The 13,151-nt window shown below is 73.3% G+C and carries 12 protein-coding genes; 10 read left to right on the top strand and 2 right to left on the bottom strand.

What is annotated here, in order from left to right; all coding sequences use genetic code 11:
- The first annotated feature begins 71 nt into the window (after window positions 1-71).
- The 3 genes from ACIGXP_RS09680 (at window position 72) to ACIGXP_RS09670 (ending at window position 4,757) form a co-directional block, all read left to right on the top strand.
- Window positions 72-1,952 carry a CocE/NonD family hydrolase gene (locus tag ACIGXP_RS09680; protein ID WP_399766081.1) on the top strand — a complete coding sequence of 627 codons (1,881 nt, stop codon included), beginning with the start codon at window positions 72-74 and terminating at the stop codon, window positions 1,950-1,952.
- A gap of 72 nt (window positions 1,953-2,024) precedes the next feature.
- On the top strand, window positions 2,025-2,576 hold the full coding sequence (locus tag ACIGXP_RS09675; protein WP_399766078.1) for a GNAT family N-acetyltransferase: 552 nt from the start codon (window positions 2,025-2,027) through the stop codon (window positions 2,574-2,576).
- A 180-nt stretch (window positions 2,577-2,756) separates the two neighbouring features.
- Window positions 2,757-4,757, top strand: a complete 2,001-nt coding sequence (locus ACIGXP_RS09670; RefSeq protein ID WP_399766160.1) for a DUF5107 domain-containing protein — start codon at window positions 2,757-2,759, stop codon at window positions 4,755-4,757.
- A 22-nt stretch (window positions 4,758-4,779) separates the two neighbouring features.
- On the opposite strand, the gene ACIGXP_RS09665 is transcribed toward ACIGXP_RS09670, so the two are convergent.
- Window positions 4,780-5,127, bottom strand: coding sequence for a VOC family protein (locus ACIGXP_RS09665; protein WP_363216279.1), 348 nt, complete (start codon window positions 5,125-5,127; stop codon window positions 4,780-4,782).
- 80 nt (window positions 5,128-5,207) lie between these two features.
- On the opposite strand from ACIGXP_RS09665, the gene ACIGXP_RS09660 reads away from it, so the two are divergent.
- Window positions 5,208-5,627, top strand: a complete 420-nt coding sequence (locus ACIGXP_RS09660) for a phage holin family protein (protein ID WP_399766073.1) — start codon at window positions 5,208-5,210, stop codon at window positions 5,625-5,627.
- 15 nt (window positions 5,628-5,642) lie between these two features.
- Here the strand turns inward: ACIGXP_RS09660 and ACIGXP_RS09655 are convergent, their stop codons facing one another.
- The gene (locus tag ACIGXP_RS09655) at window positions 5,643-6,596 is read right to left on the bottom strand and encodes an LLM class F420-dependent oxidoreductase (protein ID WP_399766070.1); all 954 of its coding nucleotides are present in this window, start codon (window positions 6,594-6,596) and stop codon (window positions 5,643-5,645) included.
- A 201-nt stretch (window positions 6,597-6,797) separates the two neighbouring features.
- Here ACIGXP_RS09655 and ACIGXP_RS09650 point away from each other — a divergent pair, with 201 nt between their 5' ends.
- The 6 genes from ACIGXP_RS09650 (at window position 6,798) to ACIGXP_RS09625 (ending at window position 13,137) form a co-directional block, all read left to right on the top strand.
- Window positions 6,798-8,582 carry an FAD-dependent oxidoreductase gene (locus ACIGXP_RS09650; protein WP_399766067.1) on the top strand — a complete coding sequence of 595 codons (1,785 nt, stop codon included), beginning with the start codon at window positions 6,798-6,800 and terminating at the stop codon, window positions 8,580-8,582.
- A 77-nt stretch (window positions 8,583-8,659) separates the two neighbouring features.
- Window positions 8,660-10,507 carry a transketolase gene (locus ACIGXP_RS09645; protein ID WP_399766064.1) on the top strand — a complete coding sequence of 616 codons (1,848 nt, stop codon included), beginning with the start codon at window positions 8,660-8,662 and terminating at the stop codon, window positions 10,505-10,507.
- Window positions 10,504-11,469 (top strand): non-homologous end-joining DNA ligase, encoded by a 966-nt coding sequence (gene ligD, locus ACIGXP_RS09640; protein ID WP_399766061.1) that lies wholly within the window; start codon window positions 10,504-10,506, stop codon window positions 11,467-11,469. Before ACIGXP_RS09645 ends, ligD begins: the two co-directional genes overlap by 4 nt.
- Before the next feature lie 45 nt (window positions 11,470-11,514).
- Entirely contained in the window at window positions 11,515-11,886 is a 372-nt protein-coding gene (locus ACIGXP_RS09635) for a gas vesicle protein (RefSeq protein ID WP_399766058.1), read from the top strand.
- A 70-nt stretch (window positions 11,887-11,956) separates the two neighbouring features.
- On the top strand, window positions 11,957-12,373 hold the full coding sequence (locus tag ACIGXP_RS09630; protein ID WP_363216272.1) for a gas vesicle structural protein GvpA: 417 nt from the start codon (window positions 11,957-11,959) through the stop codon (window positions 12,371-12,373).
- Window positions 12,370-13,137, top strand: a complete 768-nt coding sequence (locus ACIGXP_RS09625; RefSeq protein ID WP_399766055.1) for a GvpL/GvpF family gas vesicle protein — start codon at window positions 12,370-12,372, stop codon at window positions 13,135-13,137. Before ACIGXP_RS09630 ends, ACIGXP_RS09625 begins: the two co-directional genes overlap by 4 nt.
- Window positions 13,138-13,151 lie beyond the last annotated feature (14 nt).

The following is a 13,151-nucleotide window of genomic DNA, read 5'->3' as shown; positions in this document are numbered from 1 at the left end:
CCGCGTCCACTGAATCCCCGTCAAGAAACCACATGCGCGTCGATTGACCCGCGCCTGACACGTGTCACAGCATGCTCCTCGGCCAGACCTACTGGTCGGTATTCGTGTGCCTCAGTGTGGAGGACCCCGTGCCCCGACGTGTGCCCCGACCGGCGCGCCGCCGCGCGTCCCGATGCCGTGCCGCCCTAGGACAAAAGGCCCTCGCCGCGCTGCTCGGCGCGGCCCTCACCGCACCCCTCACGCTCGCCGCCGGCCCGGCCCGTGCGAGCGGCCAGTACACCGTCACCCCGCTGAAGTTCACCGTCGAGGCCGGCGGCCGCAGATGTGCGGTCGACGCCGACCTGTACCGCCCCGCCGGCGCCGACCACGCCCATCCCGCGCCCGCCGTCCTCGCCACCAACGGCTTCGGCGGCAGCAAGTCGGACGGCTCCACCGACGCCATCGGCAAGGTCTTCGCCGAGCGGGGTTACGTCTCCCTCGTCTACTCCGGCCTCGGCTTCGGCCAGACCGGCTGCCTGATCTCCCTGGACGATCCCGGCATCGACGGCAGGGCCGCCTCCCAGCTGGTCGACTTCCTCGGCGGCAAGCGCACCGCCGACGACGGCACCCGCGCCGACTTCGTCACCCTCGACGCCCCCGGCGACCCCCGCGTCGGCATGATCGGCGGCTCCTACGGCGGCGCGATCCAGCTGGCCACCGCCTCCGCCGACCCCCGCGTCGACGCCCTCGTCCCGCTCATCACCTGGAACGACCTCGTCTACTCCCTGGACCCGAACAACGCCGTCGGCGCCCCCCAGGTGCCCGGCGCCTTCAAGTGGCAGTGGACCAACGGCTTCTACCTGGCCGGCGAGAGCCAGCCGCTGACCGTCCCGAACCTGGACCCGTCCCGGATCAGCTCGCTGGCCTGTCTGCACTTCGTCTCCGACGTCTGCGACACCGTGCGCACCCTCAACTCCGGCACCTACCCGGCCGACCGCACCGCCCGGCTGCTCGCCTACGCCCGCAGTGTCTCCCCGACGAGTTACCTCCCCCGCGTGCAGGCGCCCACCCTGCTCGTCCAGGGCCAGGCCGACAGCCTGTTCAACCTCAACGAGGCGACGGCCAGTTACCGCACGCTCAGGGCTCACGGCACCCCGGCCGCGCTGATCTGGCAGTCCTGGGGTCACAGCGGCGGAATCACCGACCCCGCGCCCGGCGAACTCAACCTGGTCCGGGGCGACCTGGAGTCCAGCTATGTCGGCCGGCGCATCCTCGCCTGGTTCGACCGCTATCTGAAGAAGGGCAAAGGCTCCGGCACCGGCCCCGCGTTTGCCTACTACCGGGACTGGATCACCGACCCCGCCCGCACCTACGCCACCGCCGACCGGGTCCCCGCCCTCAGCCGGACCCTCTACCTCTCCGGGGACGGCAAGCTGGTCGACAACAGTGCCAAGGTGACCCGCGGCAGCCGCAGCTACGCCAACGGACCCGTCCCGACGAGCCATTCGGAGAGCTCCCTGACCGGATCCGTCGGCCTGCCCGACCCGGAGCCGTACGACACCAAGGGCACCTACCTCGCCTGGACCGGCGCGGCCCTCACCAGGAACCTCGACGTCGTCGGCGCCCCGCAGGTCACCCTCAGGGTCGTCTCCCCGACGGCCGAACGCACCCAGAACTCCGGCGACGCCGCCGACCGGCTGGTGCTGTTCGCCAAGCTGTACGACGTCGCGCCCGACGGCAGCCAGACGCTGGTCCACCGGCTGGTCGCACCGGTCCGGGTACCGGACGTGACCAAGCGCTTCACCGTCAGCCTGCCGGGCATCGTGCACCGGTACGCGCCCGGGCACCGGCTGCGGTTCGTGATCGCGGCGAGCGACGACGCCTACTTCGGCAACCGGGGGATCAAGCCGGTGACCGTGGTCAGCGCGCCCGGGGACACCGGGGTGCTGCGGCTGCCGGCCGTCGGCGGCTGAGCCGGTCCCGGGGCGCGGCGGGCGGAGTACGAAACCGGGCACCGCACGCCCGCAACGCCGTAAGCTGACCCGATGCCGCACACCGCGCCCCACTACCTCGCCGAGGGCCCCCGCGTGGCCATCCGTCACTTCACCCTGGAGGACGGCCCCGAGTTCACCGCGCGGACCCGAGAGAGCAAGGACCTGCACCGGCCCTGGCTGTTCCCGCCGGACACCGAGGAGGCCTACGCCGCCTACGCCGGCCGGCTGATCGAGGACCCGGCCAAGGCCGGCTTCCTGGTGTGCGAGAAGGACAGCGGGGACATCGTCGGATTCATCAACATCAACAACATCGTGCGCGGCGGCTTCCAGTGCGGTGCCCTCGGCTACGGCGTCTTCGCACACGCCGCCGGGCGCGGCCTGATGCGCGAGGGCCTCGACCTGGTCATCGGGTACGCCTTCGGGCCGCTGGGACTGCACCGGCTGGAGATCAACGCGCAGCCCGAGAACACCGCCTCCCTCGCGCTCGCCCGGGGCGCCGGGTTCCGGCACGAGGGCTTCTCCCCGAACATGATCTACATCGACGGCGCCTGGCGCGACCACGAACGCTGGGCGCTGACCAAGGAGATGAGGGCTTCCGGCTGAACGGCGGCGACCGCGACGCCGGCGTCCTCGACCCGTCCGTCGCACCCGCCGTCGACAGCCCCGCCCCGGACGGCCCGAACCCCGCCGAACCGGCCGAGCCGCCCGCCGGCCCGGCCGTGGACGCCTTTGCGCAATCCTGACCAGCAGGTCCCCTGGCCGAGTGCCGTGCCGCCGGGTTCCATGGTCATCGTGACGAGGATCCGACGTGAGGTACTGACGCTGCCCGCCGCGCAGTTGGGCCCGGACAACCCCCTGCCCCCGCTGCGCCCCCTCGACGAGGTGCACCGCATCGACGACCGCGACCGGGACGGCCTGCCCGGGGACATGGCCCGCCGGCTGGGCTACGCACCGCTGCACAGCCTCCTCCCGGTCCGCGTCCGCGACGGCTACGACAGAACCCGCGAACCCCGCGCCCTCGACGCCCTGGTGATCGAGAACGACCGGCTGCGCGCCACCGTCCTGCCCGGCCTCGGCGGCCGTGTCGTTTCCCTGCTCCACCTGCCCACCGGCCGCGAACTCCTCTACCGCAACCCGGTGTTCCAGCCGGCCAACTTCGCCCTCAACGGCGCCTGGTACTCCGGCGGCATCGAATGGAACATCGGCGCCACCGGCCACACCACCCTCTCCTGCGCCCCTGTGCACGCCGCCCGCGTCCGCGCACCGGACGGCACCGAGATGCTGCGCCTGTGGGAGTGGGAGCGCCTGCGCGACCTGCCCTTCCAGGTGGACCTGTGGCTGCCCGACGGATCCGACTTCCTCTACGCCGGTGTCCGCATCCGCAACCCGCACGAGCGGCCGGTGCCGACCTACTGGTGGTCGAACATCGCGGTGCCGGAGGAGGTCCGGGTCCTCGCCCCGGCCGAGGAGGCATGGCACCTCGACCACGAGCGCCGGCTGCGCCGCGTGCCCGTCCCGTCGTACGACGGCATCGACCGTACCCACCCCCTCAACAGCCCCTGTGCCGCCGACTACTTCTACGACGTGCCGGACGGCCGCCGCCGCTGGATCGCCGCGCTGGACGCCGACGGGCACGGGCTGGTGCAGACCTCCACGGACGTGCTGCGCGGCCGCAAGCTCTTCGTATGGGGCCACCGGCCCGGCGGACGGCGTTGGCAGGAGTGGCTGACCGAACCCGGTACCGGCGGCTACTGCGAGATTCAGGCCGGCCTCGCCCGCACCCAGCTGGAACACGTCCGGCTGCAGGCCGAGAGCGAGGTGTCCTGGCTGGAGGCGTACGGCCCGCTCGTCGCGTCGCCCGCCGGTGAGTGGACGCGCGTCGTCCAGGAGGCCGGGGAACGGCTGGAGTCGGCTCTGCCCCGCACCCGTGTCGAGGAGGCGTACGCGGCGTGGAAACCGTACGCCGGCACCGAACCCGGCGAGACGCTGGCCACCGGATCCGGCTGGGGCGCGCTCGAAGTGCTGCGCGCCGACTGGAAGCTGCCCGGCACCCCGTTCCCGCAGTCCACCCTCGGCGAGCCACAGGCACCCTGGCTGGAACTGCTGCGCACCGGATGCCTGCCCGAGCCGCGCCGGGTACGGCCGCCCGGTGAAACCCTCGTCGGCCCGCACTGGCGGGACATGCTGGAGGCCGCGCCCGCCACCCCGCACACCGAGTACCACCTCGGGATCGCCCAGTGGCACGCAGGCGACCGTGCCCAGGCCGTCCGCAGCTGGGAGCGCGCCCTCCTGCTCGCCCCGTCGCTGTGGCCGTTGCTGCGCTGTCTGGCCGTCGCCGACCAGGAGTCCGGCCACCACGAGCGAAGCGAGATGGGAGTCCTCCCGCCCGAAGGGTGGCGGAGGGCCGCCGACCGCTACGCCGACGCCTTCGACGACCTGTGCCGGGAGCGGCGCGACGACGGTGAGGCATGGACCGCCGCCGTGGCCGCGCTCGGCCGGGAAACCCTTGAGGCGCTGCTCCGGGTGCGGCGGACGGCGGACGCCCGGGCCGTCTGGAACCGGCTGCTGCCCGCCGTCCGCCGACGCGGCCGGTTCCGGCTCCTGGAGGCCGAACTGCTGCTCGCCGAGGGAAGGCCCGACGAGGCACGGGCCGTCTTCGACGCCGGGTTCGAGGTCGCCGACCTGCGGGAGGCGGAGCAGACGATCGGCCGGCTGTGGGCCCGCCTCACCGACGAGCCGCTGCCCGCCCGCTACGACTTCCGGATGCGGCCCGGGACGGCCTGAGCGGCTGCGGGGGCCGGGCGGCTCAGCCCCGCTGGTCGACGTACTCGAAGACCGACCCGTCCGGGTGCATCGCCAGCAGATTCCGGCCCACCGGCGTCGGCACCGGCCCCGCGACGATCCGCGCGCCGAGGTCGGTCAGCAGCCGGTGGGCTTCGTCCACGTCCTTGACCGCGATGGTCGCCGCCACCCGGCGCAGGATCTCCAGCTCCTCCTCCGGGCCGCTCATCAGCAAAAAGGAGCCGATCGCGGCGACCTGGACCCCGCCGCGCTCGAAACGCAGGGCTCTGCCGCCCGCCAGCCGCTCGTAGAAGGGGATCGCGGTTTCGAGGTCGTCGACGCAGATGCGCAGCGAGGCGCCCAGAATCTCCATGCGTCCGAGCCTAGTTGGGGCGTCCCCGGCCGTGCAGGGCGCCCGCGTTACCCACCGTGTCCGCCGGGTACCCGCAGGACATGGACCGTTTGGATCACCTGGAACACCTGGACAAGCACCTTGCCGAAGAGCTGGCGCAGGTGGCGCGCGAGACGGTACGCGACGAACTGCGCGAGCAGAGCCGCAAGCAGCGCCGCACGGCCTTGCTGTACGCCGCTTCCGGTGCCGTCGCCCTGTACGCGGGCGCGGCCGTGGCCCTGGCGGTGGGTCTCGCCCTGGCGATCGGCCTGCCCGGCTGGGCCGCCGCCCTGATCACGGCGGCGATCCTGGGCGCGGCGGCCTGTGTGCTGCGGGGCGCGGCCCGTCCGAAACACAGCCACCCGTCGCCGCCGGCCCGGGTCATCGGCGGCACCGCCCCGGCCGCGCCACCGAGCGGCCTGGGCATGCCGTACCCGCCGATGCCGACGGAACCCCCGGAGACCGGCCACCACAGGGCCTGAGCTCCTCCGGGTACGTCACCCCAGCTGTGGCAGCACCTTCGTCCGATAGAAATCGAAGAACCCCCGCTGGTCCGGCCCGATCTGATTCACGTACACCCGATCGAACCCGGCGTCGGCGAACGCCCTCAGCGTGGACACGTGCTGCTCGGCATCGTCCCCGCACACCACCTTCTCGCCGACCATGTCCTCGGTGACCAGCTCGTGCAGCTGCTCGAAGTGCCGCGGCGACGGCAGCACCTGCCCCATCTCGCCGGGCAGCAGCTCGTTGTACCAGAGCGAGTGCACCGTACGGACGCACTCGTCGCGATCGGTGCCGTAACAGACCTTCGTGCCGCCGCTGACCGGCTTCGTCCCGCCCCCGCCCTTGCGGAACTGCGTGACCATCTCCTCCTCCGGCATCATCGTGATGTAGCCGTCGCCCACCCGCGCGGCCAGGGACGTCGCCTTCGGCCCGAAACCGGAGATGTCGATCGGGACGGGCTCGTCGGGCACCGTGTACAGGCGCGCGTTCTCCACGGTGTAGTGCGTGCCGTGGTGGTTGACCTCCTCGCCGGTGAACAGCCGGCGCATCACCTGGATCGCCTCCTCCAGCATCTCCAGGCGGACGTGCAGCGGGGGCCAGGGGTCGCCGAGGATGTGCTCGTTGAGCGCCTCGCCCGTGCCGACGCCGAGCCGGAACCGGCCCTCGGTCATCACCGCGCTCGTCGCCGCGGCCTGCGCCGTCACCGCCGGATGCATCCGCACGGTCGGGCAGGTCACCGCCGTCTCGATCGGCAGCGACACCGCCTCCGAGAGGGCACCGATCACCGACCACACGAACGCGCTCTGTCCCTGCGCGCCGTTCCACGGGTGAAAGTGGTCCGAGATCCACAGCGCCCGGAAGCCGGCCTGCTCGGCCATCCGGGCCTGCTCGACGAGCGCGGCGGGGTCGTGCTCCTCGCTCGCCAGGAAATAGCCGTACTCGGGCATGGAACGTACCTCCGTGTCGGCGCGGCCGGTCAGGAGGTGATCCGGCCCGGGCCCGGGTAACCGGGGGCCCCGCTGCGAAACGCGGGACGGTGCCGCGTTCGGGTGCCGTGACCGGCGTACGGGTGACCCGCCCGGCGTTTGGGTGCCCCGGCCCCGGTTACGCGGAAAGCCTCGGACGAGCCACACCGCCGGAGGCGCACCGTGAGCCGACCTCACGTCGTGATCGTCGGCGCCGGTTTCGCCGGGTACCGGGCTGCTCGCACACTGGCCCGCCTGACCCGCGACCGGGCCGACATCACGCTGTTGAACCCGACCGACTACTTCCTGTACCTGCCGCTGTTGCCCCAGGTCGCCGCCGGTGTCCTGGAGGCCCGCAGGGTCACCGTGTCGCTGCCGGGCACGCTGCGCGGGGTACGGCTGGTGCTCGGCGAAGCGGACCGTGTCGACCTGGACGGGCACACGGTCCACTACACCGACCCGGAGGGCGGCGCCGGCACGCTCGGGTACGACCGGCTGGTGCTCAGCGTCGGCAGCGTCAACAAGCTGCTGCCCATTCCGGGGGTCGCCGAGCACGCACACGGGTTCCGCGGGCTTCCGGAGGCGCTGTACCTGCGCGACCACGTGACCCGGCAGGTGGAGCTCGCCGCCGCGCAGGAGGACGCGGAGGCCTGCGCCGCCCGGTGCACGTTCGTGGTGGTCGGTGCCGGCTACACCGGTACCGAGGTGGCCGCCCACATGCAGTTGCTCACCGACCGGCTGGCGCGCCGGAGCCCGCTGCCCGGCGGGGTGCGGCCCCGCTGGCTGCTGCTGGACATGGCTGAGCGCGTGCTGCCGGAGCTGGACCCGCGGCTGTCCCGCACCGCCGACCGGGTGCTGCGGGTGCGGGGTGTGGAGGTACGGACGGGCACGTCGGTGAAGGAGGCCACCCATGAGGGGGTGCTGCTCACCGACGGGGAGTTCGTGCCGACCCGGACCCTGGTGTGGTGCGTGGGTGTGCGTCCGGATCCGCTGGTGGAGGGCGTCGGGCAGCCGCTGGAGCGGGGCCGGCTGATCGTGGACCCGCATCTGCGGGTGCCGGGCCGGCCCGAGGTGTCCGGCTGCGGGGACGCGGCGGCGGTACCGGACCTGGAGCGCCCCGGGTCGTTCACGCCGATGACGGCACAGCACGCGTGGCGGCAGGGGCGGGTGGCGGGGGAGAACGTGGCCGCCTCGCTCGGCCTCGGCCGGCGCCGACGGCCCTACCGTCACCGCGACCTGGGTTTCGCGGTCGACCTCGGCGGGGTCCGGGCCGCCGCCAACCCGTTCGGCGTCCCGCTGTCCGGTCCGGCGGCCGGCGCGGTCACCCGCGGCTACCATCTGGCCGCGCTGCCCGCGGGCCGCATCCGGGTGGCCGCCGACTGGCTGCTGGACGCGGTACTGCCGCGCCAGGGCGTCCAGTTGGGCCTCGTACGCTCCTGGTCGGTCCCCCTGGACACGGCCTCCCCGGAACTGGCACGCGTCCCGGCCGGCCCTGCCCGACCCGACGGACCGGACCAGGCAGCGCCGCCGGGAGGGCCGGACGACCGGCAACGCACACGTGAACCAGCGCCCGCCGAACCCGGCAACCACCCGGCTCCCGACCCGGTCAGGCGTACGGATGGGCCGGACCACCCCGCGCCGGGCCCGGTCAGGCGCACGGACCCGCCGGAGCGCCCGGCTCCCGGTCGGGTCAGGCGTGCGGATGGGCCGGAGCACCCTGCGCCGGGCCCGGTCAGGCGTACCGACGCCCCGGATCACCCCGCCCCCGGGCCCGTGAAGCGTACGGACCCGCCGGAGCGCCCGGCTCCCGGCCCGGTCAGGCGTACGGAGGCGCCAGATCACCCTGCCCCGGGCCCGGTCAGGCGTACCGACGCCCCGGACCGCCCCGCCCCCGGCCCGGTCAGGCCGGGTCACCCCGCCCCCGGGCCGGTGAAGCGTGCCGATCCTCCGGACTCTGCCGGCCGGTGACCGGTCGGGCGAGATTGCCGATCGGGGCCCGGCCGTGCCGCCCCCCGGACTCCACTCGACTCTGTGCAAGGAGACTCATGAAGACCGCCGAACTCGCAGAACTGGGACAGCAGTTGCGCGTGGACAGTGTGCGGGCGTCCGCCGCCGCGGGATCCGGGCACCCGACCTCCTCGATGTCCGCCGCCGACCTGATGGCCGTCCTCCTCGCGAACCATCTGCGCTACGACTTCGAACGCCCCGAACACCCGGCCAACGACCGCTTCGTGCTGTCCAAGGGCCACGCCTCGCCGCTGCTGTACGCCGCGTACAAGGCGGCCGGTGCCATCGAGGACGGCGAGCTGCTCACCTTCCGCAGGATCGGCAGCCGGCTCGAAGGGCATCCGACGCCCCGGCGGCTGCCCTGGGTGGAGACGGCCACCGGATCCCTCGGCCAGGGCCTGCCGGTGGCCGTCGGCATCGCCCTCGCCGGCAAGCGCCTGGAGCACACCGGCTACCGGGTGTGGGTGCTGTGCGGCGACAGCGAGCTGGCGGAGGGCTCGGTGTGGGAGGCCGCCGAACACGCCGGGCACGAGCACCTGGACAACCTGATCACGATCGTGGACGTCAACCGGCTCGGCCAGCGCGGCCCCACCCGGCACGGCCACGACCTGGACGCCTACGCCCGCCGCTTCCAGGCCTTCGGCTGGCACACCGTCGAGATCGACGGCCATGACGTCGACAAGATCGACCGGGCCTACGGCGAGGCGCTGTCCACGGCCGGGCAGCCCGTCGTGATCCTCGCCCGCACCCTCAAGGGCAAGGGCGTCGCCGCCGTCGAGGACCTGGAGGGCCACCACGGCAAACCGCTGCCGGACGCCGACGAGGCCATCGCCGAACTCGGCGGACCGCGCGAGCTGCACGTGAGGGTCAGCGAGCCGCCGGCCGCCGCCGCGCTGCGGGACCTGACCACCGAGGTACTCCAGCTCCCGCGCTACGACGAGGGCGACGAGGTCGCGACCCGGGACGCCTTCGGCGCGGCCCTCGCCGCACTCGGCACCGCCCGCGGCGACGTCGTGGCCCTGGACGGCGAGGTCGGCGACTCCACCCGCACCGAGGAGTTCGCCAAGGCGCACCCCGAGCGGTTCTTCGAGTGCTACATCGCCGAGCAGCAGCTGGTCGCCGCGGCCGTCGGCATGGCCACCCGGGGCCTGCTGCCGTACGCCTCCACGTTCGCCGCGTTCCTCACCCGTGCCCACGATTTCGTGCGCATGGCGTCCATCAGCGGCTCCGGCATCAACCTGGTCGGCTCGCACGCCGGTGTCGCGATCGGGCAGGACGGGCCCTCGCAGATGGGCCTGGAGGACCTGGCGATGTTCCGTGCCGTGCACGGCTCGACCGTGCTGTACCCGTGCGACGCCAACCAGACCGCCCGCCTGGTCGCGGCCATGGCCGGCCTCGACGGCATCCGCTATCTGCGCACCTCGCGCGGCAAGACACCGGTGATCTACGGCCCCGACGAGGAGTTCCCGGTGGGCGGCAGCAAGACGCTCGTCACCAGTGAGGAGGACCGGCTGACGGTCGTCGCGGCCGGGGTCACGGTGCCGGAGGCACTGGCCGCGGCCGACCGGCTCGCGGAGGACGGCATCCGGGTGCGGGTGATCGACCTGTACTCGGTCAAGCCCGTCGACGTGGACACGCTGCGCCGGGCCGCCGAGGAGACCGGCTGTCTGCTCACCGTGGAGGACCACCATGCCGAGGGCGGCCTGGGCGACGCCGTCGCGGAGGCCTTCGCCGACGGCCGGCCCGTACCCCGGCTGGTCCGGCTCGCGGTGCGCACCATGCCGGGTTCGGCGGCGCCCGACGAGCAGTTGCACGCGGCCGGTATCGACGCCGTGGGCATCGCGGCGGCCGCCAAGCTGCTGGTGGAGGAGGCGGTCGTGCGATGAGCGACGCCGACGCGCGGACCCTGCGGGCGGGCCGCCGTTCGGTGGCGATCCAGCGGCCCGGGAAGGTGCTCTTCCCGGGCCGTGCGGGTGCGAAGGAGTACACCAAGGGCGACCTCGCCGACTACTACCGGTCCGTCGCGCCCTGGCTGCTGCCGCACCTGCGGGGCCGTCCGCTGATGCTGGAGCGGTATCCGGACGGTGTCGACGGGCAGCGGTTCATGCAGAAGAACACCCCGGACCACTACCCGGAGTGGATCAAGCGGGCCGAGGTCGCCAAGGAGGGCGGCACCGTCACGCACGTCGTGTGCGACGACACCGCCACCCTTCTCTACCTCGCCGACCAGGCCTGTCTCACCCTGCACCGCTGGCTTGCGCGCACCGACCGGGCCGGCGGCGCCGACCACCCCGACCGGCTGGTCTTCGACCTCGATCCTCCGCCGGCGCCCGAAGGGCCCGGGGGGACCCCCGGTGACGACTTCGCCCGGGTGCGTGAGGCGGCCGGATGGCTGCGGGAGCTGCTGGAGGAGCTGGGGCTGCCCGCCGCGCCCATGACGACCGGCTCGCGCGGACTCCATCTCGTCGTCCCGCTGAACGGCCGCCACGACTTCGACGAGGTACGCCGATTCGCCCGCGACGTGGCCGAGCTGGCCGCCTCCCGGCACCCGGACCGGCTCACCACCGCCGCCCGCAAGCAGGACCGGGGCGACCGTCTCTACCTCGACGTGCAGCGTAACGCCTACGCGCAGACCGCCGTCGCCCCCTACACCGTCCGGGCCCGCCCCGGCGCGCCCGTCGCCGTGCCGCTCGCCTGGGAGCAGCTCGACGACCCCGGGCTCGACGCGCGCCGCTGGACCATCGCCGACGCCCTCGACCAGGCCCGCACCGACCCCTGGGCCGGCCTGGCGAGCCGCGGGCGCGGCCTGGGCCCGGCGCGGCGGCGTCTCGCGGACATCCGCTCCTGAAGGTTTGGCCACGGGATGAGGGGCCACCCGCAGAGGGAGGTGGCCATGTCGAACACAAACAACACATCCCAGTCACAGAATTCACGGGAAACCCAGAATTCACGGGAGCCACAGAACGACACGCGGAGCGAGGCGGACGAGCGACGGCCGGCCCCCATCGAGGTGCTGCGCCAGGCCCGTAGCCAGCTCGCCGAACTCACCGGGCTGGCCCCTGAGTCGGTGACCTCCTTCGAGCAGACCGAGAACGGATGGGTGCTCGAAATGGAGGTCCTCGAACTCGCGAGGGTGCCGGACACGATGAGCCTGATGGCGAGCTACGAGGTCGAGCTCGACGGCGACGGACAGCTCACCGGCTACCGACGCGTTCGCCGCTACGAACGCGGGCGGGCCGACGCGCGCCGACCCGGCGGCCGGTAGGCCGCCTGCCCGCCTGCCCCGTCCGCGCAGCCACCGTGGCACCGACTATTCAGGAGGAGGAACGGCCGGCATGACCGTTGTCCCGGCACAGCAGACCGGAGGCGGAGGCGGCAGCAGCGGCCTCTACGACGTACTCGAACTCGTCCTCGACAGGGGACTGGTGATCGACGCCTTCGTGCGGGTCTCCCTGGTCGGCATCGAGATTCTGAAGATCGACGTGCGGGTCGTGGTGGCCAGCGTCGACACCTACCTGCGGTTCGCCGAGGCGTGCAACCGTCTCGACCTGGAGGCGGGCCCCCGCAAGAGCCCCGGGCTGCCCGACCTGGTCGGCGAGATCACCGAGTCCGGTGCCCGCGGCAAGTCCAAGGGCGCCCTGTCGGGAGCCGCGGAGACCATCTCCGACGCCTTCAAGCAGGCCCGCGAGGAGGGCAGCGAAGTTCGGCGCCCTCGTAAGTCCACCACCCGCCGGAAGGAGGAGCAGGAGTGAGCACCTACGTCTACGGGATCACCGCCCGCTCGCACCCTGCCCTCCCCGAGGGCATGACCGGTGTGGGTGAGCCGGCCCGGCCGGTGCGGGTCCTCACGGCGGGCGAGCTGGCCGCCGTGGTCAGCGACGCCCCCGAGGGGCTGCGGGCCAAGCGCCGGGACCTGCTCGCGCACCAGAACGTGCTCGCCGAGACCGGCGCGGCCGGGTGTGTGCTGCCCATGCGGTTCGGGAACGTCGCCCCCGACGACGACACGGTCGTCCAGGTGCTGACCGACCGCGCGGAGCACTACCTGGAGCGACTGAAGGCCCTGGACGGCAGGGTCGAGTACAACGTCAAGGCCAACCACGTCGAAGAGGCCGTGCTGCACCGTGTGATGGCCGAGAACGCGGAGATCCGCTCCCTCGCCGAGGCCAACAGGCGTGCCGGCGGCGGCAGTTACGACGACAAGCTGCGCCTCGGCGAGATGGTCGCGGCCGCCGTCAAGGCCAAGGAGGCCGAGGACGCCGCCGAGGTGCAGGCCGAGCTGGAGCCGGCCGCCGCCGCGGTCAGCGTCGGCCCGCAGTCCACCGGCTGGCTGCTCAACGTCTCGTTCCTGGTGGGCCGGGACGCGGCCGAGGAGTTCCTGGCCGCCGTGGAGCGGGTCCGCGCCGGCCACCCCCACCTGGAACTGCGCGTCAACGGCCCGCTGCCGCCGTACAGCTTCGTCGAGCCCGGCCCCTCCCAGCCGGCGGCCGACACCGCGGCCGCGGACGCCGGGGCGTAGGCGACGGGGCGGGG

Source organism: Streptomyces sp. NPDC053069 (genome assembly GCF_044546895.1).
Taxonomy (GTDB): domain Bacteria; phylum Actinomycetota; class Actinomycetes; order Streptomycetales; family Streptomycetaceae; genus Streptomyces.
Note: the sequence above shows the minus strand (reverse complement) of the source record. Positions and strands in the feature narration are given on the sequence as shown.